We start from the raw sequence: 24074 nt of genomic DNA, 5'->3' as shown, positions 1-24074 counted from the left end.
CTCCCAGCCTCTATTTGGTGCCGCATCAGTCGGTCAGCGGCATTTCGGCTCCCGAGAATGGGCCAGCCGGTTAAGAAATAATTACAGCACTGTCGATCTGGGTGAACACATTGTCTTTCATGCTTTTGCTATCCAAGGCTGTAACAACAGTGCGATTTTGAACATTAACGATAAACGCCATATCCTGCATTAATATAAGAGACTCTTTAGCACCTTTGGCAGCAGCCTTATCCAGCGCAGAACCAATCTGCTCCATCTGCTCGCTTCCAAGCTCAATGCCTCGCTGTTCAAGCCTTTTCGCAGCGTGGTTGCTTAATTTGAGCAGATGTTCATCAAGCAGCTCCGCAAAAGGCCGTTCGGATGGACCTGCATGCTCCCCCTGCTTCGTTCGGTGCAGCAAGTTTGGTGTCAAGGCTCCTGCATAGAGTTGACCAACCGTCATCCGATCCGTCATGACGCATTCCCACCGGATGCAGGTTCTTCGGACGAAGCATCTTGCTTATTATCCGGATCCGTTTTATCTGGTTCTGCCTCTTCTTCTTTCGGGTTTGACACCTGGATGATTTCATCCAATTTAATCTCGTCGTTGCCTACTTTAGCATATTGAACCCCATCTCTGACGATGATGGAATCCACAATGCCCTGGCGCAACGTTCCGTTGTCATCCTTGTCCTTATCGGCTTTCCAGCTCAGATCGTCATTTTTGGTATTCCCGGAAGAAATCCAACTGATTTCCTTGCCGATCATGCTGGACACAGTGCCCAGGGATTTGCCCAACGCCTCCAATTTGGAGGAGATATTGACCAGCTGCTCCACAGAACTAAACTGCGCCATTTGGGCAATGAACTCCTTATCCTCCATGGGCTGCATCGGATCCTGGTTTTGAAGCTGGGTAATCAAGATTTTTAGAAATTGATCCTTACCCAACTCTTTGGTTGCTGCACTAGTAGTCGCTTTATTGGCAGCCGAATAGTTGGGCCAGGTGGCATTGGTTGAAAAAATTTCGTTAGCCATTCTTTCACCTCATTCCTGATTAAGCCTTGGCTGTAAACGAATCGCGCGGAAGATCGCTCTCTTCTGCATGCTCGCTGCGCCAGTTACGCAGCTCTTCCTGCAAATTCGCAACGGTTATCGAATCGTCGGTCTGTTCCTCACGTTCACGCGAGCGCCGTTGTTCGCGGGAGTTGCCCCCAGGCTGACGTCCGCCATCCTGATACATTTGCGACCCCACCGAACTGTTTTGAGTTACCTCTATCCGTTCTACCTGTATGCCTTGTGCAACCAGCGAAGTCCGAAGCTGCGACATCTGCTGCTCGATCATGTCTTTGGCCATGGCGTGTTCTGTCATGAAGCGGGCGACGAGTTGGCCATTTTGAATCGAAATCTGCACATCCAGCTTGCCCAAATGCTCTGGTCTAAGAGAGATCGTCGCTTCCGAGAATCCCTTTTGATGTACGATATCCAGTTTGTTAATGACAAATTGCGTCATTTCCTTGCTGAATTGTGAAGCCTGCATTACCGGCTCTGCCGGCTTTGCTGCCAGCGTTCCGGACGATCTAAGGGACAGTTCTCCTGCCGTAATGATGCGATTCTGATCGGCCCCATCCAGCTGAATTTCACTCGATTCGATTGAACCACCCGCCTCACTGGCATTATCCGCCATGGCAGACTGCAAAGTCAGCGTATTGCTTTGCGGTCCCGAAACGTTGGATTTGAACTGCCCGGCATTGGATTGAGCTCCCTCTGTCTGGTCATTAACTACTGCAAAAGCATCCACCATGGATTTCAGCTCGGTCCAACCTTTGTTGCTGTTCAAAGGAACTCCTGCTTGATCCAGCCGATCCTGCAAGGTTTGGAGCAAATGTTTAAGTTCGGTCGTGTTTTTGACAACAGCGCCATCCGGCTCCGTAAACTTGGCCGCCATTTGCGTAAGCACATCCTGCAGCACAAACCGCGCCGCCGCCGGATGTTCTTCCAGATGGATCGCAAGCGGGCTGCTCGCAGCCGCTTCCGTCGGAACCGTTTCGTTTTCATCCGCCGTTTCCCCGGTCTCAGCACCATTCAAAAGAACGTACAGCTGCTGGATGATGGATTGCAATTCCGCGGCGAGCGTCGGATCGTTCTCGAGAGTTTCGTCAAGCGAATCCAAATCGTCAAACAACGAGCTTAGCAGTTCCATCAATGATGTTTGTTCTCCTTCTTCCAATGAAGCAAAGGAAAATACAAGCGGATTGGAAGACAACGATTCCGGTGATTCGGATGTGCTGGCGTTTGCTACGCCTCCGTTCATGGACTGTGTCAGCGTTTGGTCAAACGTTCCAGTCACACCATCAGGTGCAGATGTTCCGGATGATTTAGAAGCTCCTGCTGTTTTGCCCGATGGAGCCGTGGAGGTCATCTGATATACCATCGACATTTCTTTTTCACCCCCCTTCTCCGTGAGAGATGGTCCTTTCTATTTGTTGCCCATCAAACGATTCAGAATTTTGGCTGTTTCTGCCGAATCTGCGCTGGACATGCTCTCCAGCAGTCGGGAACGGGTGGCATCATCCACCGAGTTCAGAATCGTCAACGTTTTGTCAGGGCTCAGTTTATACGTCTCCAAGAGAAGCGTTGCTGCGTTTGAAGCAGACATGGTGGAGAAGGTTTGGCTCAACTGGCTTTTGTCCAGGTTTTTGGATGTCGTTGCCGTCGTCGTCTGCGATGCCGATTGCTCTTTTTTGAGCCTCGATTGCAATGCGTCAAGGGCCAGATCACCCGAAGGTTTGGCGTCTTTCATCATCATGGTGACATCGGCAGCCGTTTTCGGATCCATTTTCTCCAAAATTTTCGTTTGGGCGCTGGACTGCATGGAACTTAACATAAGCACCATTTCTTCGTTCGTCATGTTTTGCAAAATCGGAGCAGCTTTGCTCGGACTCATGGCCGCATACATTTTCGCCAAACTTTTGATTTGCTTCTGATAGTCGGACTCCTCTTCCGGTGCAGACTTGGCAGCTTCTTCGGCAGCCTTGCTCGCCTCATCGAGTTTCTTTTGCAGCTCACTGGCTTTTTGCGTTTCGGTTGCCGTTGCTTCCTTGGCTGCTTGAAGCTCTGTCTCTTTCTGGGCTACCTCGGACTTCAATTTCTCAATGGTTGCTTCTGCGCTCTCCACTTGCTTCTCGCTATTTTCAAGCTTTTCTTTTTCAGGATCCAGCTTGGGATCGGGAACCCAATCTTTTACGACAGGAACCTTGTTGGCCAGCTCAAGCAGATTATTTCGAACATCTACATTGAACAGGGTCAAGAGCACCCCGAGCAGTACCACCGTGAACACAATCGGGATGGAAATCATGAGAAACTTTTCCCAACCGCTGCCGGACTCCTTTTCCAACTCTTCGTCTTTAACAGCCATTTTCTATTTCCTCCTTCACGAGACAACTCCGCTTTTGCGAACCGGTATCAAATCGCACGTCCGGCTTTCGCAGCGAACCGCACAGTAGCCATCTCGTCCAGATCGTTCTGTTCCCGGAGGAGCATCTCCTGCTGAAACTTGAGTTTGGCTTTCCCTCTCGCTTCGAGCCATACTTTTTCGTCCACCATTTTACCGTTCAAAAACGTTTGATTCCGCTGTACATGAACCTGAGCATGCTTCACGTCATCGCTTTTCCTGGAAATGCATTCATCGAGATGATGGATGTAGCGCTGCATTTCCTGCAGACTGGACACGGAAGCTTTAGCAGCCGTTGCGGATTGAATCCCTTCAATGGCTTCCTGTTTGTCGTTCAACAGCTGCAACAGATGCTCTTCCTCGGTCTGAAGTTTGCCGATGGCTGTGGATAACATCCACTCCGCTTGTGTCTTTTCATTGCTTTTCAGGTCGACAACCTTTTGGAAATGATATCGAAATTTCATCGTTTACCTTTTCATCTCCTTGCAAATTCAGAAATCAAACGTTCCTGCACTTCACTTAGCGTCACTTTTTCGTCCACTTTTTGCTTCGTAAAATTCCATATGTTCTCGATCTGTTCGATCGACTCGTCGATAGCTGCATTGGAACCTTTCTGATAGGCACCGATATTGATCAAGTCTTCGGATTCTTTGTACACGGCCATCAACCGTTTCATGTTGTTTACGGCATCCAGTTGTTCCTCCGGTGCGATATCCTTCATGACACGACTGATGCTGGCCAAAACGTCGATCGCCGGAAAGTGGCCTTTGTTGGCAATGGCACGGTTCAGCACGATGTGCCCGTCAAGAATCCCCCTGACGGCGTCGGCTATAGGTTCATTCATGTCATCCCCGTCGACAAGCACCGTATAAAATGCCGTGATGGAACCGGTCGGCCCTGTCCCTGCGCGCTCCAAAAGCTTGGGAAGGCTGGCAAACACCGAAGGAGTGTATCCCCTCATGGCCGGCGGTTCGCCGACAGCAAGCCCCACTTCCCGTTGCGCCATCGCATATCGCGTTACAGAATCCATCATTAACATGACATTCATGCCTCTGTCCCTGAAATATTCTGCAATGGTCGTAGCGATCACCGCTCCCTTGATTCGAATCAAGGCCGGCTGATCCGAGGTCGCGACGATGACGACCGAACGCTCCAGTCCTTCCGGCCCCAGATCGCGTTCGATAAAGTCACGAACTTCGCGTCCCCGCTCCCCGACAAGCGCGATGACGTTGACATCCGCCGCCGTATTGCGGGCAATCATGCCCATCAGCGTACTTTTCCCGACACCGGAACCTGCGAAAATGCCAACCCGTTGGCCTTTGCCTACCGTAAGAAGTCCATCGATGGCTCTCACGCCGACACTCATCGTCTCAAGTACCCTTGGGCGATCCATTGGATTAACCGGTGCATTGGAGGTCGAGTAGGTTGGCATTCTTGACGGCAAAAGCGAACCATCGAGCGGCTTGCCCAGACCGTCAAGCACTTTTCCGAGCAGTTCGGAACCGACCTGTACGCCAAGCGGCTTGCCTGTCCCGACCACATCGCAGCCTGGACCTATGGATTGAAGTTCCCCAAGCGGCATTAACAGCACCTTATTGTCTCGAAAACCTACAACCTCCGCTTGAAGCGGTTTGGCCGATTTGCCAGGGTAGATGTAGCATACATCGCCGATGCTTGCATCCGGCCCCTCCGATTCCACCATGAGACCAATGACCTGAGTCACTTTGCCATTCACTCGAACGGGATCGAATTGTCGCAAATGTTCCATATATCGCTGCGAGCTTAAAATCTTCATTTAACTTTTCGACTCCTCATCCTCAAGTGCGATGCGGACCAATTCTTTTTTGATTTCGGAAAGCTGTGTGTCGATTCGGGCATCCACACTCCCGAAGGACGACCGGATGACACAACCTTTGTCCTTCACGGTCGCATCGGGCAGAATTTGCAATTCCGCCTGCGAATCAATCGACAGCGCGAGTTCTTCCCGCGCAGCCTGGACAAATGCAAATTGTTCAGGGGCTACACACAACGTAATGATGCCCTGCTCCCGTTTTCGCGACAAATTCTGTCGAATGAGCTCGAGCATATGCTCCGGATCAAGCGTCAGCTGTTTGTCGATCACTTTTTCCGCTATTCCGCAAGCAAGTTCAACGAGGAAAGGCTCTGCTTCCTGAATGATTTGCTCTTTTGCTACATATGCCTCTCGGAGAACTTGCTGGGCTTCCTTCATCATCTCTTCGATTTTCACCTGGAGCTCATGCTCAGCCTGTACCCTGCCCTCTTCATAGCCTTGCTGAAAGCCTTGTGAACGCATGGCTTCAATTAAATGCTCATCCTGCTGACGTTGCTCCTGCCACCAGGCCTCGATCTGTTCCTTCGCCTCCTGAAGCATTTGCTCCGTCTGCTCTGAAGCTTCACGCACCTGCTTTTCCGCAAACTCCTTGGCATCCTTCAGCATCTCTTCCGTCAGGCGTTTGGATTCCTCGTCAACACGTGCTTGCAATGATGCGGCATGTGTCGAATCATCATCACCATCCGAAGCTGTTTCCGCTTCTCCGTAATAATGGTGGTTTTCCAGACGCTTGTGATCCTGAGCAGGCACATACTGAAAAGATTTAATCAAATTAGACAATGATGTCATCTCCTCCGCCACGGGCGATAATGATCTCACCTGCATCCTCCAGTTTGCGGATAGTTCCTACGATGCGCGTTTGGGCTTCTTCAACGTCACGCAGACGCACAGGACCCATAAATTCCATTTCTTCTTTGAACGTTTCGGCCATACGCTTCGACATGTTTCGGAAAATAACATCCCGAACTTCTTCGCTGGCCACTTTCAATGCCAACTGCAAGTCGGCGTTGTCGATATCGCGGATAATGCGCTGAATCGAACGATCGTCCACATTGACGATATCCTCGAACACGAACATCCGTTTTTTGATTTCTTCGGCAAGCTCCGGATCCTGAATTTCCAAGGAATCCAGAATGGTGCGTTCCGTCCCCCGGTCGACCCCGTTGAGGATTTGCACGATGGATTCGATACCACCTGCGTTCGTATAATCTTGTGTTACTGTTGATGAAAGCTTCTGCTCCAAGACTCTCTCCACCTGCGCAATGACTTCCGGAGACGTGCTGTCCATGACCGCGATTCTTCGGGCTACATCCGCCTGCTTCTCTTGCGGCAAAGATGAAAGGATGGCAGCCGCTTGTTCAAATTGAAGATAAGAAAGAACGAGAGCGATGGTCTGTGCATTTTCGTTCTGGATAAAGTTCAGAATCTGGTTCGGATCTGCCTTGCGCGCAAAGTCAAATGGTCTGACCTGCAGCGTGGCCGTCAGGCGATTAATAACTTCAAGCGCTTTTTGAGAGCCGAGCGCTTTCTCCAAAATCTCTCTGGCATAGGTAATACCGCCTTGAGAGATGTATTCCTGGGCCAAACAAATTTGGTGGAATTCCGCCAAGATCATTTCTTTTTCCGCAGAATCCACTTTGCGAACATTGGCAATCTCCAATGTCAGCTGTTCGATCTCTTCATCTCTGAGATGTTTGAAGATTTGGGCCGAAACTTCCGGTCCCAGCGTAATCAATAAAATTGCTGCTTTCTGTCTTCCGGTCAATCCTTGACCGCTCGCTTTTGCCAATGCATTCACCTCTATTCGTCAGCCAGCCACGTACGCAGCAGATTGACGAATTCGTCTGGCTTTTTCTTTGCCAAACTCTCCAATTGTTTGCGCACTTGACTTTCGTTCGTCACACTGTCCAGCGTAATGGACGGAAACTCTGTTGCTACAGGGAGAGGAAGCTCCTCTTCTTCGTCTTCTTCTTGTCTGCGACGGCGACGCACAAGCAGGATCACCACTGCAGCGATCAGCGCTGCCACTAACCCGCCTGCTGCCCATAACATCCATGAAGAAAGTTGGAAACCGGTGCTTTCCGCAGTTGTCGTTTGGAATCCTTGGGAAATCACTGAAACTTTTTTAGTCAAATCCGCGTCTGTTAATTGAACATCGGAATCAGCCAAGGAAGCACGGACGATATTTACCAGAATGTTCTCGATCGCATCCTGGACAGGCTGCTGCAATTCCGTTTGGCCTGCTGGTGGTTCAACCGCGACGTTAATGGTTAAATCTTTTACAGTATAAGGACTTGAAACGATATCTTTCACAATCCGGTTCACATCGTAATTTCTGGTGCTTGAGGACTCTTCGGAAGTCGAGTTCCCCGAGCCGCCGTCGGCAGACGGGTATCCGGGAATTTCCTCTTGACCGGTACCTGCTACACCGCCGGTTGGATTGCTTGCACCTGAATAACTCTTCTGGATCTCCTGTACGCTGATGGCGATCCCTTGCATATTTTCGGTATCTACCGGTGTTACCAGGTTTTCCTTGCGTGTTTCTTTATCAAAGTTAAGTTTGGACGCCACCAATACATTAACCTTGTCTTCGCCCACGATTTGGGACAGGAATTGTTTCACATTGTTGCGCACATCGTTTTCGAACTTTTTCTGCAACGCCATATTTTCCTGAACTTCGGAGGATAATCCGCCGCTGCCTCCTCGTGCAGTCGGAATCAGTTCAGCTTCGTCGGCATTCGTAATGGTAATGTTCTCAATCGGCAGATTGGGAACCGCTGTTTTCACGAGATTGAAATACCCGTCTACAGCTGCCTGGTTAGGATGATATCCAGGCTGGAACGTCAATGCAATGGAAGCAGATGCTTTGTCCTGCTCTTCAAGGCCTGCAAAAATATTATCTTTCGGCATATTAATCAGAGCCTTCGCCTCTTGAATGCCTTGCATCCGTTGAAGAAGCTGCTCTACTTCCCCGTTAATCGCGTTGTTGTATTTGACATCGAACTCTTTGTCGGTCATTCCGATCGGCGACGAGGATTCCTCGAATGCCTTATATCCCAAAGAACCGTTTTGAATGATGCCTTGCGAACCCACATTGACTTTTGTCAAGGCCACGTCGGTGCTTGGAACCGAAATCGATTTGCCATCCGCACTTAATTTGTAAGGAATGTTCGCCGAATTCAGATAATTGATGACTCCTGCGGAATCGCTTGCGTTCAGATCCTTGAAGGCCACCTCATATTCCGTCTTGGACAATTGCATCGTCACGACAACCGCAGCCAAGATCAAAAATGCAAAAGTGGATACTAGCAATATCTTTTGTTTTTTACTGAAACTATTCCAATACTGGACCGTTTTGTCCTTGTACCGGGCCATTCTCTCGTTCACTCTGTCACCCCATCCGAAACTTTGCTAATCTGTCCCGAAGCCATCTCCGTCGCTCGCTCGTTTGAAAGCAGGAAGAATGTTGGCAGGATCAGTACCGCGTCTGCTAGTTGTTAGGTCCAGCGCCGACATCATTGCAGGCGTGCTATTACAGTTGAGTACGCATAATTTCCTGATATGCTTCGATCACTTTGTTTCGAATCTGGGTCGTCAACTGCAAGCTAAGCAGCGCCTGTTCAGACGTGATCATGACCTGATCGATATTTGCTTTGCCAACCAAAAACTGGTTGGTCATTTCGTGTGACTCGTTCTCTTGGGCCGCTACGGAGCCAAGAGCCTCTTGTAGATATGTACCGAAGTTTTGAATCGTTTCGGCTGGTGTGGATGGCCGTTCCACTGTCGTGCTCTGCAACTGCAAAGGTTGAGCCCCTTGTATACTGAACATGTTATTTTGAATCATTAATGTCCCTCCCGTCAGCTCTTTCGTTTGTCTCACTTGGTGCTACCGATTCACATTCAATCAGGCTCTTCCGATTTCCAGAGCTTTCGTGAACATCGCTTTGGTGGAATTCAGTGCTGTAACATTTGCCTCATATGAGCGTGAGGCCGAGATCATATCCACCATTTCTTTGGCGATGTCGACATTGGGCATCATGACATAACCTTCGGCGTTAGCATCCGGATGTGTCGGATCGTACACCGGTTTAAGCGGTGACTGATCTTCGCGAATTTCCGAAACCCTGACTCCTTTCCCGGTAGCCCCTCCTTGCATCTGACTTTGAAGAAGGCTGCTGAACGAGGATTTGTTCGGTTCCAGGACAACCATTTTCCTTTTGTATGGGACCGCTTCTCCGTTGGACACGCTGGCACGGGTCGTTTCGGCATTCGCAATGTTGGACGAGATCACATCCATCCGCAAACGCTGCGCGGTTAGAGCAGACGAACTAATACTAAAGCTGTTGCTAACGTTCACTAGAATTATCTCCCTTCAATTCCGACTCGCATCATCTTGATCTGTTCATTTACCTGCTGAATGTAGGCGTTATATCTCAGTTGGTTCTCCGCCAGAAGACTCATCTCACGATCAATATCGACATTGTTCTGGTTATTGTTCATTGAGGTACTCTGGTCCATTTCGACTACTGGCGCGGGAACGGAAGAGGAAGGACCTATGACAAAATGCCTTGGATCTGTCACTTTCCCTTTCAAAACCTTGATATCCCCATCGTTCATTTGCTGTTGCAGCATTTCTTCAAAAGAAACGTCAGAACGCTTGAAATACGGGGTGTCAGCATTCGCGATGTTGTTGGCAATGGCATTTTGCCGCATATTCGACGCATCAAGTGCACCTTGCAACCTTTTAAAACTAATATCATTCAAAAGATTCATAATATCCCTCCTCTCTTTTAAAATTATGGAAAAAGTTACAACCCTTTTTCTTCAAGTTATCCTTGTTTTCGACAAAAACAGGTTCGTTTTTATCCGTCGATCTAGGACTTAAGTAGAATTAACTCTGATGTTGTCGTATAACATAAGTTTCTTAGAGATTGGCATTTATTACAATAAGAAAAAAGCCCTATCTTTTCTTAAAGACAGAGCTTTTTGAGTATTTTCAGCAAATTATGATTTTTTTCGTAAACGATGGGACCCAAAAGAAAACATTGTTTAAATCTACTTAACATCTAGTCTCTTACAATTCAAAGTTCGCTTCACGATTTCATCTATATTTTTAAGCGATCCGAATTGAGCGAAGAGTTATCCGGCGAATTTTCCCATGGTTAAACATGAAAAATTTGGCGTAACAATAGGCTTTCCAAACCAGGATGCAATAAAACCGATGTATCGTTGTAATTCATAATTGACACCCCGTCCAGAAGACAACCCTTCATTTCTGAACTTGGGAGACTAACAATTTCTTAACATTTAGAGTTAACAAAACCGTGCACCGTCCCCGGTTTTCAGTTTCATCCAAAATGTCCCATTACTCAGGCTTTTTTCGCATTTGCGCAATAAAACCGACCCATTGCCATTAAACCGATCACTAGACTAGGACAATAAATAAACCTATATTTGGAATTCAAACCAATTGAATTTTAAACATATGCGGATGCTTATCTAAGCCAATCTCCTTGATCTGCTTCACAAGTCCTATATTTCGGCATCTCCCATCGTGCTTTTACTCTATTATCGGTTAAAACGTTGTTAAACATTAGCTGCTATGTAACAAAAATGTCGAAATTATATGCGAAGCTTCAAAAAAAAGACACGCATTGGGACATTCGCCCGGTGCGTGTCTTTTCCCTTATAGAATGTACTGACTTAAATCGCGATCCTGTGCAATATCGCCGAGTTTTTCCCGAACATACTCCGGTGTAATGAGCATGCGCTCCAGCGTCAGCTCAGGGGCCTCAAAGGATAAATCCTCCAGCAGCTTCTCCAGAATGGTGTGCAGACGGCGGGCACCGATATTCTCGGTGTTCTGGTTTACGGACACGGCAAGCTTTGCGATCTCCCGAATGGCTTCGGCTGAAAACTCGATCTCAATATCTTCCGTTCGCAACAAATCGACATATTGCTTTGTTAACGCATTTTTAGGTTCTGTCAGAATGGATACGAATTCTTCAAGCGTCAAGCTATCCAACTCCACGCGAATCGGAAAACGTCCCTGCAGCTCCGGAATGAGATCCGACGGCTTCGCGACATGAAATGCGCCAGCTGCGATAAAGAGGATATAATCCGTTTTGACCGGCCCATATTTGGTCATCACCGTCGAACCCTCGACAATCGGCAGAATGTCGCGCTGTACACCCTCCCTGGAGACGTCCGGGCCGCTCCCGCGCCCTTGGCTGGCTACTTTGTCAATTTCGTCGATAAAAATGATCCCCGTTTGTTCTGCCCGACGGACCGATTCTTGGGTGACATCATCCATATCGATCAGTTTGCCCGCTTCTTCCTGGGTCAGCACCTTGCGCGCTTCCTTGATGGCCAGCTTGCGTTTTTTGGTGCGGCGGGGCAGCAGGCTGCCAAACATCTCTTGCATGTTCATGCCCATCTGATCATTCCCCTGCCCGGCAAACATATCCATCATGGAAGGCGTCGTATCCTCGACATCGATTTCGATAATTTCGTTTTCCAATTTGCCTGACAACAGGTCGAATTTGATTTTCCGCCGTCTTTCCGCAAGCCCGGAATCGGTTTGGCGATCTTCCTGTTCGTCTTCCTGGCTCGAATTGTTGCCAAAGATCATTTCGAACGGATTACGCTGGTTTTTAGAACGGGACGTCGAAGGCGCCAAAATATGTACGATTCGCTCATTGGCGGCTTCCTCAGCCTTATCCTTCACTTTTTCCGTACGCTCCTGTTTCACCATGCGCAGGGACGTTTCGATCAGATCACGGACCATGGATTCGACATCGCGGCCGACATAACCTACTTCCGTAAATTTCGTAGCTTCCACTTTCACGAAAGGAGCGCCTACCAGTTTGGCCAAGCGGCGCGCGATTTCCGTTTTCCCGACCCCGGTCGGGCCGATCATCAAAATGTTTTTCGGTACGATGTCGTCCTGGGTGTGTTCAGGCAGCAGGCTCCGTCGATAACGGTTGCGAAGCGCAACCGCCACCGATTTCTTCGCCTGCTTCTGTCCTACAATGTACTTATCCAGCTCTGCTACGATTTGTCTTGGGGTTAACGATTGAGTTTGCATTCCGGTTCCCTCCTGCCATTATGCCGGATTTTTTCCGGCATCTTAACTTTTATCCAAAACTAGGGGTAACCCCGCATAGCGCTTGAAACAAACCTTCGACCCAGGTTCTCGCTTGCGGGGTTACATTACAGCTCTTCGACAATAATGTTGTTATTGGTATACACGCATAGCTCTGAGGCAATTTGAAGCGCCTCCCTGGCGATATCCTTTGCTTCCAGATCCGTGGCATGACGTTTCAATGCTCTTGCTGCTGACAAAGCAAAATTCCCCCCCGATCCGATTGCAATGACGTCGTCATCCGGTTCGATAATTTCGCCACCGCCGGAAATAAGGAGCATGCCGCTATGATCCATCACGATCAGCAATGCCTCCAGCTTGCGCAAAATCCGATCCTGACGCCAATCCTTGGCGAGCTCAACGGCAGCCCGCTGCAGATTGCCGTGATGCTCCTCCAGCTTGCCTTCGAATTTTTCAAACAAGGTAATAGCGTCAGCTACAGATCCCGCAAAACCGGCAACGACCTGCCCCCGGTACAAACGTCGCACCTTTTTGGCCGTTTGTTTCATGACCACGCTCTGTCCCATGGTCACCTGCCCATCCCCGGCAATCGCGGCTTTGCCATTGTGGCGCACAGCACAGATCGTCGTCGCGTGAAATGACATGTCCATGATATAAGCCTCCTACGTATGATTTAAACGCGTCCAGGAACCGTCAGGCCCTCCTCAGCCGCAAAACGGGCAATGCCGTCCAGTGCACGCTGAGCAAGAGCTTCATTTTTTTCTTTTTTGTTGCGAATTTTCTGCGCCAATTTCGGCAGCAAACCAAAATTCGCGTTCATCGGCTGAAAATGCTTGAAATCGGCAGTGGTAATGTATTGAGCCATGCTTCCCAGCGTCGTTTCCGCAGGCAGCACAGCCATATCCTGCCCCAGCGCAAGCTTGGCTGCATTCATACCGGCAATCAGTCCGGATGCCGCGGATTCCACATACCCTTCAACCCCGGTCATTTGGCCGGCGAAGAACAGGTTGGAACGCCCTTTGAATTGATAGGTCGGGTGAAGCAGCTTCGGCGAGTTGATGAACGTGTTTCGGTGCATGACTCCATAACGCACGAATTCCGCATTTTCCAAACCAGGAATCAGCGAGAATACCCGCTTTTGTTCTCCCCATTTCAGATGGGTCTGGAAGCCTACGAGATTGTACAGCGTGCCTGCAGCATTGTCCTGTCTCAGCTGAACGACTGCATGCGGCAGCGTCCCTGTATGCGGGTTGACGAGGCCAACCGGTTTCATCGGTCCGAACAGCGCGGTTTGTTTTCCCCGTTTCATCATGACTTCAATCGGCATGCAGCCTTCGAAATAAATTTCCTTCTCGAATTCTTTCAATTGAGCGACTTCAGCCGTAATCAGCGCCTCGTAGAACGTGTCGAATTCCTCTTCGGTCATCGGGCAGTTCAGATATGCCGCCTCGCCTTTGTCATAGCGGGATGCAAGATATACTTTGTTCATGTCGATGGAATCTTTTTCGATAATCGGCGCAGCCGCGTCGTAAAAGTAAAAATATTCCTCGCCCATAAGCGCTTTGATCTGCTCGGACAATGCAGGCGAAGTCAGCGGGCCGGTAGCCACGACCACAATGCCATCCTCCGGAATCGCGGTTAACTCTTCGTTCACCACTTCGATCAGCGGATGATTGTGCAGCGTAGATGTAATTTCACCCGAAAACCCGTCCCGGTCAACGGCAAGCGCACCGCCAGCAGGTACTGCATGGCGGTCTGCAGCTGCAAGCACCAGCGAGTTCAGCATGCGCATTTCTTCCTTCAGGACGCCGACCGCATTGGTCAACCCATTGGCACGAAGCGAATTGCTGCATACCAGTTCGGCGAATTTATCCGTGTGATGTGCAGGCGTTTTCACTACCGGTCTCATTTCATACAGCTTCACGCGCACCCCGCGGCTTGCGATTTGCCAGGCCGCTTCCGTACCGGCCAATCCGGCACCAATCACAGTCACTTGTTGTTCATTACTCAAAATCATTTACCCCCATCTATGCTATTGCGCTGATTCTTCTTCCGGCTCCTCCACGGGCTCCTGATGATCGCATGAAGTACACTGCAGGCGAGTTCCCTGCTTGTTGCGCTTCTCAACCATCATGGAACCGCAGCTAGGGCACGGCTTGGCAGACGGTTTATCCCAGGATACGAAGTCGCACTCCGGATATCTGTCGCAGCCGTAAAACACCCGTCCTTTTTTACTGCGCCGTTCCACGACATGACCTTCTTTGCATTTTGGACAAGTTACGCCGATATCCTTGACGATCGGTTTCGTGTTTCGGCAATCCGGAAAGCCGGAGCATGCCAAAAATTTCCCGAAACGACCCAGCTTGTAAACCATCGGTTTGCCGCATTTTTCGCATGTTTCATCCGAGACTTCATCTTCGATCTCGATTTCCTTCATTTCTTCTTCGGCAAATTCAAGGCGCTTCTCGAACGATTCATAGAATTCGGCGAGGACCTTCACCCAATCTTCCGTGCCTTCCTCCACATGGTCGAGATCCCCCTCCATGTTGGCCGTAAACTCGACATCCAGAATTTCCGGGAAAAACTCCTCCATTTGCTCAATAACCAGCTCACCAAGCTCAGTCGGCATAAATTTCTTTTCTTCGATCGCGACATATCCGCGTTTCTGGATCGTTTCCAGCGTTGGCGCATACGTACTTGGACGCCCTATACCCAGCTCTTCCAACGTGCGAACGAGCCTTGCTTCCGTATACCGCGGCGGCGGCTGCGTAAAATGCTGTTTCGGTTCGATCTCTTGCTTTTCGAGCACATCACCGCTTTTCAGCGGCGGAAGCAAACGATCCTCTTCAGTTGTACCGTCGTCATTGCCTTCCACGTACACCTTCATGAATCCCTGGAAGCGGACTTTCGAACCAGCCGCCCGAAACGTGGCGTCTCCCACAGCGATATCTACCGACAGGGTATCCAGAATGGCAGAAGCCATTTGACTCGCCACGAAGCGTTCCCAAACCAGCTTATACAGCCTGAACTGGTCACGGCTCATAAACGACTTGATGGAATCCGGATCGCGCAAAATGGAGGTAGGCCGAATCGCTTCGTGCGCATCCTGCGCATTGGCAGCCTTTTTCGCATAGTTGCGGGGAGTTTCCGGCACAAAGGCATCGCCATACTTGCTGATGATGTAATCTTTGGCTTCTTCCTGCGCGGATGCAGCAATTCGAGTGGAGTCGGTACGCATATACGTGATAAGACCCACGGTGCCCTCTTTGCCAAGGTCAACGCCCTCATAGAGCTGTTGGGCAACAGACATCGTTTTGGATGCCCTGAAATTGAGCTTCCGGGCCGCTTCCTGCTGCAGGGAACTCGTCGTAAACGGGGCAGATGGGTTGCGGCTGCGTTCCTTCTCTTTTACTTCCTTGACTGTAAAAGGAGCGCCTTCGATCTGTTTAAGCACAGCCTGAACCTCTGCCTCGCTGCCAAGCTCGGTTTTTACGCCATTCAACTGATGAAACTTGGCTTCGAAAGGGCTGCCGTCTGCCGTCAGCTTGGCAGTAATGCTCCAGTACTCTTCGGGAATGAAATCATTGATTTCATTTTCCCGATCCAAGATGATTTTGACGGCTACCGACTGAACTCGTCCTGCCGATAGCCCCTTTTTGACTTTCTTCCATAATAGCGGGCTGATCTTGTACCCGACAAGACGATCAAGAATCCTTCTCGCTTGCTGGGCATTCACCAAGTCCATGTTGATTTTGCGCGGGGTTTTGAAAGCATCCTTCACGGCCTGCTTCGTAATCTCGTTGAAAACAACCCTGCAATCCTCGGTGTCATCCAGTTCAAGCGCATGGGCCAAATGCCAGGCTATCGCTTCACCTTCGCGATCCGGGTCAGCTGCGAGATACACTTTTTTCACCTTTTTGCGTGCATCCTTGAGTTCTTTCAGAACAGAACCTTTGCCGCGGATCGTAATATATTTCGGATTAAAATCATTTTCAACCTCAACGCCGATCTGACTCTTCGGCAAATCGCGCACATGTCCCATCGAAGCCTTTACGATGAACTTGCTGCCCAAATATTTGCCAATCGTCTTCGCCTTTGAGGGCGACTCCACGATAACGAGTGAATCCGCCATAGGTTCATCCTCCTCTCAGTGACGAGCTGCTAAAACAAGCGAACTCATCCAATCTAACTAACTTCTCATAACGTTTATGTTCACACACTGCAGCAGCTGCAGCGTCGTCATACCCTCACATACCTTGACCCAGGTAATTGGTTAATCTGCTTTTTTATGATTAAAGATAACAGAACTGAATGCAAATGTCCAAAATCCCAACCCAGCCGTTCCACAAGCTGGTCCAGAGACTGCTCCTCATGCTCCAGCAGAGTGATGACGCGTTGCTCGTCGGAAGAAAGACTTGTTTCGGGAAATATCGCTTGTGCAATCCCTTCGCCTTTCTTCGTTGAACGACCTCTATTGTAAGGAAGTTGTTCGGGATTTGGCAAGCCCATTTGATATTCTTCCAACAGATCGTTAACGGATGTGACCAATTTGGCGCCCTGACGAATCAAATTATGGGCTCCTCTGCTCTTCGGGGAAGTGATCGGTCCCGGAACAGCAAATACATCCCGACCGGCTTCCAGGGCTGCGTCTGCGGTAATGAGCGAGCCGCTGCGAAGGTCGGCCTCGACAACAAGCGTCCCCAGGCTTAGTCCGGCAATAATTCGGTTGCGTTCGGGAAACAGTCCTTGCCGCGCTTTGGTGCCTGGCGGGTATTCCGACAGCAGCAGTCCTTTTTCAGCAATTTTTGCGGCTAATCCACGATTTTCGGCCGGATAGATCTGATCGATGCCTGTTCCGAAAACGGCGATGGTTTTGCCATCTGCACGCAAGGCCGCTTCATGACATACGCTATCAATGCCTCTGGCCAACCCGCTTATCACCGTCAAGCCTGCATGGCATAAATCACCAGCCAGCTTCTCGCCGATTTTGCGGCCATATACGGTCGGCATTCGCGTGCCCACCATGGCAATGGAATCCGAACATAGCAAACCCATATCTCCAATGCCATATAATACCCAAGGCGGCGATCCCGTTTCCTTCAATAATATGGGATACTCACCATCCAGATACGTAATCACCCGAATTCCCAGTTTATAAACCTGCTCTCGTCTCTCCTCGATCCAGCTTCGATTTAATCGTTCGACCAAACGGAGTGCCTGATCCGTTCTCAGCCCGGCCTTTAACCAATCCTCTTTACGAAAATCGAGCATGTCTGCCAGTTTGTGCTCACCGGACATCAGCTTGGAGATCGTTTTCCGTCCAATGCCCTCCATTTCATGCAATCCGAATAAAATCCATTTATCTTTCATATGTATACTTCCTCCCGCTGGAGGGAAAAAAGCTTCCCTCATATTGTGTGGCAAGTGACCCCGGATTGCAAGCGTTTACTTTGTCGTGAAATGTAATCCTTCCTGTTTGCGACAAAAAAACGCAAAAAAGCAACCCTTCGTCCGGATGAGGGACAAAAGGTTGCTTACCTTCCGTGTCACAATATCGTCGATAACCCAAATAAACTCATTTTTTGAGCATCGTTTCTTCTATTATAACGGGAAAGTTTTAATGTGTCGTGCACAAATTCAAAATGCCTTTTTCTTCGAGCACGCTTACGAGCGTCGAACCCATCTCGGATGGCGTCGGCGCAACTTTGATGCCGCAAGATTCGAGTTTTGCGATTTTTTCCTTCGCCGTGCCTTTACCGCCGGAAATGATTGCTCCGGCATGGCCCATGCGTTTGCCCGGAGGCGCAGTTACGCCGCCAATGAAACCTACCACCGGCTTGGTCATATTGTCGCGAACCCACTCGGCTGCTTCTTCTTCCGCAGTCCCTCCGATTTCACCGATCATGATCACGGCATGAGTCTGAGGATCTTCGTTAAAGCGTTTCAGAATATCGATGAACTCGGAACCTTTGACAGGGTCCCCACCAATCCCGACGGCGGAGGATTGACCGATGCCACGAGTTGTCAGCTGGTGTACGGCCTCATATGTCAACGTTCCGCTGCGGGATACTACGCCCACATGTCCTGGTTTATGGATGTACCCCGGCATGATTCCGATTTTGCATTCTCCCGGCGTAATCACGCCCGGACAGTTAGGGCCGATCAGGACCGTCTTTTTGCCTTCCATGAATCGGGAAACCTTCACCATGTCAAGGACCGGAATGCCCTCGGTGATGCAGATCACCAGATCCAGCTCGGCATCCACGGCTTCCATGATGGAATCCGCAGCAAACGCCGGCGGCACATAGATTACGCTTGCCGTCGCTCCTGTCGCTTCTTTAGCTTCAAGAACCGTATTGTAAACCGGAAGGCTTACGACCTCGCCGTTCTCCAGCGTGATGTCCACATTCGTTCCGCCTTTGCCCGGCGTGACGCCGCCGACCATTTGGGTTCCGTAATCCAAAGCGCCCTTCGTATGGAACATTCCTGTTGAACCCGTAATGCCTTGTGTAATGACTTTTGTATTTTTATCGACCAAAATACTCACGTTGCTTCACATCCCCTTACGGTTATTTTTCATGTCCCGGACATGGCTCCGGTACCAAGGAATGAACTTATTTGACGAGGGCAACAATTTTTTGTGCGCCGTCGGCCATGGAATCGGCTGGAACGATATTCAATCCGGATTCGCCCAGAATACGTTTGCCCAATTCCACGTTGGTTCCTTCAAGGCGAACGACAAGCGGTTTCGTCAGGCCGAGCTGCTTCGCGGCTTCAACCACGCCATTGGCAATGACGTCACAGCGCATGATCCCGCCGAAAATGTTAACGAAAATACCTTCGACCTTGGCATCGGATAGAATGATCTTAAACGCTTCGGTGACTTTCTCCGTCGTTGCGCCGCCACCAACGTCCAGGAAGTTGGCTGGGTCTCCGCCGTAATATTTGATAATGTCCATCGTCGCCATCGCCAGTCCCGCGCCATTTACCATACAGCCGATGTTGCCATCCAGCGCTATGTAGCTGAGATCATATTTGGAAGCCTCGATTTCCTTCTCGTCTTCTTCGTCCAAGTCGCGCAGTTCCTGAATATCCTTGTGGCGGAACAATGCGTTGGAATCGAAATTCAACTTCGCGTCCAATGCGATAACGTTTCCATCTCCCGTAACAACGAGCGGATTGATCTCTGCAATGGAACAATCTTTTTCGACAAATGCTGTGTACAACGCAACCATGAACTTCACGGCTTTATTAACCAGCTCATTCGGGATGCCGATGCTGTATGCCAGCTTGCGTGCCTGGAAGACCTGCAATCCGATGGCAGGATCGATCACTTCTTTGAAGATTTTCTCCGGCGTTGCCGCCGCCACTTCTTCAATCTCGGTACCGCCTTCTTCGGATGCCATCATAACGACGCGTCCTGTGGCCCGGTCTACAACTACCCCGACGTAATACTCTTTGCGGATATCGCAGCCCTCTTCGATCAAAAGGCGTTTGACTTCCTTGCCTTCCGGTCCAGTCTGGTGAGTAACCAGCACTTTCCCCAAAATCTCGGATGCATAGGCACGAACTTCATCCGTGCTTTTCGCTACCTTTACGCCGCCTGCTTTTCCGCGGCCTCCGGCGTGAATTTGCGCTTTGACTACAGTCACCGGACTGCCCAGTGCCTCTGCGGCTTCAACCGCTTCATCGACTGTATAAGCAACCTTCCCGTTTGGTACGGCAACTCCATACTGTTTCAGTACTTCTTTTCCTTGATATTCATGGATATTCATTCTCGAATCCTCCTATCAACATGACTGCAACAAGGCGGGTTATGATGACGAACAAAAGACAATTGTTGACTTTTTTTACTTAAACCCAGTCCATTGTAACATGTTTTTAAAACGCTTTCCTTAAAAATGTGGCTGTGAATAGACAGCATTTTGATATGGATTTGATTCCGCAATGTGAATACTTGGATAAAACTGGAAAACCTCCGGTTTTTTACCGAAGGCTCTTCTTGGTCATGGATTATGCTTTATTTTTTTGCTTCTTTCATGTTCGTCTCGTGCACCCTTTGAAGCAGCCCCTTGAATTGATCAAGCAACGTCTGAAATTCGGCGTTGTTCAAGCAAGCATCGCCCTGGATGGAAGCCGGGATCATCAAAGCTTTTTGACGAAGCTCCCGGCCCGGGTCTGTCAGCGTAATCAGCACCTTGCGTTCATCCTGTGCGGAACGTTCACGATGGATGAGGCCGGCCGATTGCAATCGTTTCAGCAAAGGGGTCAACGTCCCCGAATCCAGATACAGCGCCTCGCCGATCTCTTTCACCGTACATTCTCCGCGCTCCCACAACACGAGCATGACAAGATATTGCGAATAGGTTACGCCAAGCTCTTCGAGATAAGGCTGATACATCTTTGTAATTTCGCGTGAACAAGCATATATCGCAAAACATAATTGGTTATCCAGCTTCAAAACGTCTTCCTGCATCCGTTGCTCTCACCTGCCTATATAAACATTCATTCCTAACAATCGTGTTACATGATTCAGGAATCTAACCTCTATATTATCACAAATTAAAAATAAAACAGAATAATTGAACACAAATTATTTTACTTTTCTATTTAATTGTGATAAATTGAATTGTGTAAAATATAATAATAAAACAGGGAGCGATATATCATGATGACGATCCAACAAAAAATGTATGAAACCACAGTGAAAGCAGTAGGCGGCCGCAATGGCTACGTCGAGTCCTCCGTTCCTGAGCTGCGCTTGGATGTCCGTACACCGAAAGAAATGGGCGGTGCCGGCGGAGAAGGCACTAACCCGGAGCAGCTGTTTGCAGCAGGTTACGCGGCTTGTTTCGATAGTGCGCTCAACATGGTTGCACGCATGCAAAAAATCAAGCTGGAAGGCTCCGAGGTAACGGCTACCGTTCATTTCGGCAAAGTCGAGGACGGCGGTTTTGGCATCGCGGTTACGCTGGACGTACTGGCAAAAGGCGTGGACAAAGCCACTGCGGAGAAGCTGGTCGAGGCGGCACATCAAGCATGTCCTTATTCCCGGGCTACACGGGGCAACATCGACGTTGAGTTGAACGTACTGTAATAACCATTTCAAAGGATATGCCCGGAATCTTGCTCGCCGGCCTACTCTTTTTGCGAATACGGAAATACGAAATGTACGGCTGTTCAGGAAACCGGCCGGATTGATCCGCAGTATGGTTCCGAATCGGAGTTGACGCTCGGTTTCCTTTTATATACAATGCTTAATAGATGATTAGGAAGCACCTTCATTCGCGAATCGGCCGCTTTATGCGCAGCCAACACACGAAATGGGGTGTTTCTTTTTATGTACGGAAAATTGCACAGCGCCTGTCTGTACGGCATCGACGGGATGCTCATCGAAGTGGAGACAGACTTGTCCAACGGCCTGCCGCTTACCGCGATTATAGGTTTGCCGGACTCGGCGATCCGCGAGGCTGTCGAACGGGTTCGTGCCGCCATCAAAAACTGCGGGTACCAGTATCCGTTGCAGCGCATCACCATCAATCTGGCGCCGGCGGACCTTCGCAAGGAAGGCTCCTCGTTCGATCTTGCGATTGCCATCGCCCTTCTCGTAACCAGCGGACAATTGGTGCTTCCAGCAGAAGAACGAACATTAATTGTGGGCGAGCTGGCTCTGGACGGATCGGTCAGGCCCGTTCCCGGCGTGCTCGCCATGGTTGATCTGGCCAAACGGCAAGGCTTTACCTCCGTGATCCTGCCTGCCGATAATCTTGCGGAAGGCTCGCTGATCAGCGGAATACAGGTGCATGGTATTCGGCATCTTCAGCATATCGCTCCGAATGCACATGAGCCCGGTTCCGAAGGCAGAGGAACCACGCCGGACGCAGGTCCGGTGGAGCTGCATAACTATGCGCATCTCGAATCTCCTGCCAATGGCACGGGGCCAATGGATTTCGGACAACATGCCGCATCCGCAGCATTACGCGATGACTACGCCGACGTTCTTGGGCAGCATCATGCCAAACGGGCGCTCATGATCGCTGCTGCCGGGATGCATAATATTTTGCTCGTTGGACCTCCCGGGACGGGCAAAACGATGCTGATCAAGCGGCTTCCAACCATCCTCCCGCCATTATCTGACGAAGAAGCGCTGGAAGTGACCAAAATTTTGAGCGCTGCGGGCAAACTGAAAGAAGCCGCATCGGGACTTGTGACAGAACGGCCCTACCGTTCGCCCCATCATACGATATCGACGTCGGGTTTGATCGGAGGAAGCGGCATACCCAAGCCCGGGGAAGTCAGTTTGGCCCACAGGGGCATCCTGTTTCTTGACGAGCTTCCGGAATTTCACCGCCAGGTGCTTGAAGTGTTGCGGCAGCCGCTCGAGGATCATAAGGTGACCATAAGCCGGGCGAGGGCAGCATTCACCTTCCCTGCCCAGTTCATGCTCGCTTGTTCCATGAACCCATGTCCGTGCGGGTATTTAACCGCCAGAGGCGAGGAACAACGCTGCATCTGCCCTCCGTCTCGCGTCGCGGCTTACCGTGCCAAAATTTCCGGACCGCTGCTGGATCGAATCGACCTTCAGATTGAAGTGCCGCCACCCGGCGAATGGAAACATTCTGCGCCTTCTCCCACATCCGCCGAAATGCAGGCCAATGTCGTGCGTGCCCATCAAATCCAGGCAAAACGCTATGCCGGAAGCGGCATTCGCTGGAACAGCCAGCTTTCCGGCAGGCTGCTTCGGCGTTCTGTACGGCTGCCTGAAGAAGCAGAGCAGTTGTTGCAGCATACGTTGCAAGCATTGCATTTAAGCATGCGCGCCCATGACCGGATCATCAAAATGGCGCAAACGATCGCCGATCTCGATCACGAAGGCGTCATCTTGACGGCACATGTCGCTGAAGCCATTCAATATCGGCAGTTGGATATGAACCTGTTTTGATTTGAAGGGATACAAGGCTTAACCCAGGAAAATTCAACGCAAAAAAGCCCCTTGCTTTATGAAACCTTCATGACCGAAGGCTGCTAGAAAGCTGGGGCTAATTATGATTTGCGCGTTTAACAAATGAGACTCAGCAGTAGAAGCTGTTACACTATTCTCATCGCCTTCGCGAAGATTATTCGAACAGCGTTAATTTTTCTTTGGCCGGCGTCCGCTCCCGGGCAGGCGGAATCACTTCGGGATACCCGAGATAAACCATACCGATAATTTTTTCCCCCGGCTCAATATCCAATAATTCGCGGAATTTCGGAGCGTAAAGGAACGGCTTCGTTACCCAGAACGTTCCGATTTCCTCACTCCAGGCGGCCAGCATAAAGTTTTGCACCAGTGCACTCACGGCTGCGAAATCCTCGTCCCATACGTTTTGCCTTGGGTCCTCTTTCAATACTACCAGAAGCACGGCAGGCACTTGTTTGATATTGGCCGAAAACTTGTTGTCTTCGCCCATCTCTGCATCGATGGCATCGGCAAGCTTCTGTTTGCCCTCGCCGTTGAAAAGCACAAATCTCCATGGCTCCCGCAATTTGTGGTTCGGTGCCCACACGGCCGTGTCCAGCAGCTCAACGATCGTGGAAGTCGGAACCGCTTCTTGTTTGAATTTTTTGACGGTACGGCGGTTTTGAATGGTCTCTCTTACAACGTTATGGGTTTGAATGGAATGGTTCATAAAAATAGGATACCTCCT

General features: G+C 49.9%; 23 protein-coding genes. 2 read left to right on the top strand and 21 right to left on the bottom strand.

Features of this window, described 5'->3' with window-relative positions; all coding sequences use genetic code 11:
- Window positions 1-70: 70 nt before the first annotated feature.
- From SNR34_RS10815 to SNR34_RS10720, 20 genes are all read right to left on the bottom strand, one after another.
- The gene (locus tag SNR34_RS10815) at window positions 71-454 is read right to left on the bottom strand and encodes a TIGR02530 family flagellar biosynthesis protein (RefSeq protein WP_339277460.1); all 384 of its coding nucleotides are present in this window, start codon (window positions 452-454) and stop codon (window positions 71-73) included.
- Window positions 451-1014, bottom strand: coding sequence for a flagellar hook capping FlgD N-terminal domain-containing protein (locus tag SNR34_RS10810; RefSeq protein ID WP_343259529.1), 564 nt, complete (start codon window positions 1012-1014; stop codon window positions 451-453). Before SNR34_RS10810 ends, SNR34_RS10815 begins: the two co-directional genes overlap by 4 nt.
- Before the next feature lie 19 nt (window positions 1015-1033).
- Complete coding sequence (locus SNR34_RS10805; RefSeq protein ID WP_486181870.1) at window positions 1034-2416, bottom strand: flagellar hook-length control protein FliK; 1383 nt, start codon at window positions 2414-2416, stop codon at window positions 1034-1036.
- 39 nt (window positions 2417-2455) lie between these two features.
- Window positions 2456-3394: a MotE family protein gene (locus tag SNR34_RS10800; protein WP_236417082.1), complete on the bottom strand. Its 939-nt coding sequence runs from the start codon at window positions 3392-3394 to the stop codon at window positions 2456-2458.
- Between the two features lie 47 nt (window positions 3395-3441).
- The gene (gene fliJ / locus SNR34_RS10795) at window positions 3442-3894 is read right to left on the bottom strand and encodes a flagellar export protein FliJ (RefSeq protein WP_236417081.1); all 453 of its coding nucleotides are present in this window, start codon (window positions 3892-3894) and stop codon (window positions 3442-3444) included.
- Window positions 3895-3905: 11 nt separating this feature from the next.
- The gene (gene fliI / locus SNR34_RS10790; protein ID WP_236417080.1) at window positions 3906-5225 is read right to left on the bottom strand and encodes a flagellar protein export ATPase FliI; all 1320 of its coding nucleotides are present in this window, start codon (window positions 5223-5225) and stop codon (window positions 3906-3908) included.
- A complete protein-coding gene (locus SNR34_RS10785) occupies window positions 5226-6062 on the bottom strand; it encodes a FliH/SctL family protein (RefSeq protein WP_236417079.1) in 837 nt (278 codons plus the stop codon).
- The gene (gene fliG / locus SNR34_RS10780; protein WP_236417078.1) at window positions 6055-7071 is read right to left on the bottom strand and encodes a flagellar motor switch protein FliG; all 1017 of its coding nucleotides are present in this window, start codon (window positions 7069-7071) and stop codon (window positions 6055-6057) included. Before fliG ends, SNR34_RS10785 begins: the two co-directional genes overlap by 8 nt.
- A gap of 11 nt (window positions 7072-7082) precedes the next feature.
- Window positions 7083-8669: a flagellar basal-body MS-ring/collar protein FliF gene (gene fliF, locus SNR34_RS10775; RefSeq protein ID WP_236417076.1), complete on the bottom strand. Its 1587-nt coding sequence runs from the start codon at window positions 8667-8669 to the stop codon at window positions 7083-7085.
- 145 nt (window positions 8670-8814) lie between these two features.
- The gene (gene fliE, locus SNR34_RS10770; protein ID WP_486181869.1) at window positions 8815-9126 is read right to left on the bottom strand and encodes a flagellar hook-basal body complex protein FliE; all 312 of its coding nucleotides are present in this window, start codon (window positions 9124-9126) and stop codon (window positions 8815-8817) included.
- A 60-nt stretch (window positions 9127-9186) separates the two neighbouring features.
- Window positions 9187-9639, bottom strand: a complete 453-nt coding sequence (gene flgC / locus SNR34_RS10765) for a flagellar basal body rod protein FlgC (RefSeq protein WP_236417074.1) — start codon at window positions 9637-9639, stop codon at window positions 9187-9189.
- Between the two features lie 5 nt (window positions 9640-9644).
- Window positions 9645-10055: a flagellar basal body rod protein FlgB gene (gene flgB / locus SNR34_RS10760; protein ID WP_339277453.1), complete on the bottom strand. Its 411-nt coding sequence runs from the start codon at window positions 10053-10055 to the stop codon at window positions 9645-9647.
- Between the two features lie 913 nt (window positions 10056-10968).
- Complete coding sequence (hslU, locus tag SNR34_RS10755; protein ID WP_236417072.1) at window positions 10969-12369, bottom strand: ATP-dependent protease ATPase subunit HslU; 1401 nt, start codon at window positions 12367-12369, stop codon at window positions 10969-10971.
- 125 nt (window positions 12370-12494) lie between these two features.
- Window positions 12495-13037 carry an ATP-dependent protease subunit HslV gene (gene hslV, locus SNR34_RS10750; RefSeq protein ID WP_236417071.1) on the bottom strand — a complete coding sequence of 181 codons (543 nt, stop codon included), beginning with the start codon at window positions 13035-13037 and terminating at the stop codon, window positions 12495-12497.
- A 23-nt stretch (window positions 13038-13060) separates the two neighbouring features.
- On the bottom strand, window positions 13061-14398 hold the full coding sequence (trmFO, locus tag SNR34_RS10745) for an FADH(2)-oxidizing methylenetetrahydrofolate--tRNA-(uracil(54)-C(5))-methyltransferase TrmFO (protein ID WP_236417070.1): 1338 nt from the start codon (window positions 14396-14398) through the stop codon (window positions 13061-13063).
- 21 nt (window positions 14399-14419) lie between these two features.
- The gene (gene topA / locus SNR34_RS10740) at window positions 14420-16519 is read right to left on the bottom strand and encodes a type I DNA topoisomerase (RefSeq protein WP_236417069.1); all 2100 of its coding nucleotides are present in this window, start codon (window positions 16517-16519) and stop codon (window positions 14420-14422) included.
- A gap of 107 nt (window positions 16520-16626) precedes the next feature.
- Window positions 16627-17757: a DNA-processing protein DprA gene (gene dprA, locus SNR34_RS10735; protein ID WP_339277449.1), complete on the bottom strand. Its 1131-nt coding sequence runs from the start codon at window positions 17755-17757 to the stop codon at window positions 16627-16629.
- A gap of 247 nt (window positions 17758-18004) precedes the next feature.
- Window positions 18005-18934, bottom strand: a complete 930-nt coding sequence (sucD, locus tag SNR34_RS10730) for a succinate--CoA ligase subunit alpha (protein ID WP_339277448.1) — start codon at window positions 18932-18934, stop codon at window positions 18005-18007.
- A 67-nt stretch (window positions 18935-19001) separates the two neighbouring features.
- A complete protein-coding gene (gene sucC, locus SNR34_RS10725; protein WP_236417064.1) occupies window positions 19002-20162 on the bottom strand; it encodes an ADP-forming succinate--CoA ligase subunit beta in 1161 nt (386 codons plus the stop codon).
- 245 nt (window positions 20163-20407) lie between these two features.
- Complete coding sequence (locus tag SNR34_RS10720; RefSeq protein ID WP_236417061.1) at window positions 20408-20863, bottom strand: MarR family winged helix-turn-helix transcriptional regulator; 456 nt, start codon at window positions 20861-20863, stop codon at window positions 20408-20410.
- A gap of 192 nt (window positions 20864-21055) precedes the next feature.
- Between SNR34_RS10720 and SNR34_RS10715 the strand changes: the two genes are divergently transcribed.
- Window positions 21056-21484: an organic hydroperoxide resistance protein gene (locus SNR34_RS10715; RefSeq protein WP_236417060.1), complete on the top strand. Its 429-nt coding sequence runs from the start codon at window positions 21056-21058 to the stop codon at window positions 21482-21484.
- A 243-nt stretch (window positions 21485-21727) separates the two neighbouring features.
- Window positions 21728-23329, top strand: coding sequence for a YifB family Mg chelatase-like AAA ATPase (locus tag SNR34_RS10710; protein WP_339277445.1), 1602 nt, complete (start codon window positions 21728-21730; stop codon window positions 23327-23329).
- Between the two features lie 175 nt (window positions 23330-23504).
- Here the strand turns inward: SNR34_RS10710 and SNR34_RS10705 are convergent, their stop codons facing one another.
- The gene (locus tag SNR34_RS10705; RefSeq protein ID WP_339277443.1) at window positions 23505-24056 is read right to left on the bottom strand and encodes a nitroreductase family protein; all 552 of its coding nucleotides are present in this window, start codon (window positions 24054-24056) and stop codon (window positions 23505-23507) included.
- Window positions 24057-24074 lie beyond the last annotated feature (18 nt).

Source organism: Paenibacillus sp. XP01 (genome assembly GCF_057364885.1).
The sequence above is the reverse complement of the archived record's forward strand: the minus strand, read 5'-3'. Positions and strand labels throughout refer to the sequence as shown.

Excerpts from the sequence above, each read along its gene's own strand:
- hslV (WP_236417071.1), bottom strand. The coding sequence starts at position 13,037 with ATGGACATGTCATTTCACGCGACGACGATCTGTGCTGTGCGCCACAAT.
- dprA (WP_339277449.1), bottom strand. The coding sequence starts at position 17,757 with ATGAAAGATAAATGGATTTTATTCGGATTGCATGAAATGGAGGGCATT.
- SNR34_RS10705 (WP_339277443.1), bottom strand. The coding sequence starts at position 24,056 with ATGAACCATTCCATTCAAACCCATAACGTTGTAAGAGAGACCATTCAA.
- SNR34_RS10805 (WP_486181870.1), bottom strand. The coding sequence starts at position 2,416 with ATGTCGATGGTATATCAGATGACCTCCACGGCTCCATCGGGCAAAACA.
- fliJ (WP_236417081.1), bottom strand. The coding sequence starts at position 3,894 with ATGAAATTTCGATATCATTTCCAAAAGGTTGTCGACCTGAAAAGCAAT.
- SNR34_RS10720 (WP_236417061.1), bottom strand. The coding sequence starts at position 20,863 with ATGCAGGAAGACGTTTTGAAGCTGGATAACCAATTATGTTTTGCGATA.
- SNR34_RS10715 (WP_236417060.1), top strand. The coding sequence starts at position 21,056 with ATGATGACGATCCAACAAAAAATGTATGAAACCACAGTGAAAGCAGTA.
- SNR34_RS10815 (WP_339277460.1), bottom strand. The coding sequence starts at position 454 with ATGACGGATCGGATGACGGTTGGTCAACTCTATGCAGGAGCCTTGACA.
- SNR34_RS10810 (WP_343259529.1), bottom strand. The coding sequence starts at position 1,014 with ATGGCTAACGAAATTTTTTCAACCAATGCCACCTGGCCCAACTATTCG.
- hslU (WP_236417072.1), bottom strand. The coding sequence starts at position 12,369 with ATGCAAACTCAATCGTTAACCCCAAGACAAATCGTAGCAGAGCTGGAT.
- topA (WP_236417069.1), bottom strand. The coding sequence starts at position 16,519 with ATGGCGGATTCACTCGTTATCGTGGAGTCGCCCTCAAAGGCGAAGACG.
- fliI (WP_236417080.1), bottom strand. The coding sequence starts at position 5,225 with ATGAAGATTTTAAGCTCGCAGCGATATATGGAACATTTGCGACAATTC.
- fliE (WP_486181869.1), bottom strand. The coding sequence starts at position 9,126 with ATGATTCAAAATAACATGTTCAGTATACAAGGGGCTCAACCTTTGCAG.
- sucC (WP_236417064.1), bottom strand. The coding sequence starts at position 20,162 with ATGAATATCCATGAATATCAAGGAAAAGAAGTACTGAAACAGTATGGA.
- flgB (WP_339277453.1), bottom strand. The coding sequence starts at position 10,055 with ATGAATCTTTTGAATGATATTAGTTTTAAAAGGTTGCAAGGTGCACTT.
- SNR34_RS10710 (WP_339277445.1), top strand. The coding sequence starts at position 21,728 with ATGTACGGAAAATTGCACAGCGCCTGTCTGTACGGCATCGACGGGATG.
- SNR34_RS10800 (WP_236417082.1), bottom strand. The coding sequence starts at position 3,394 with ATGGCTGTTAAAGACGAAGAGTTGGAAAAGGAGTCCGGCAGCGGTTGG.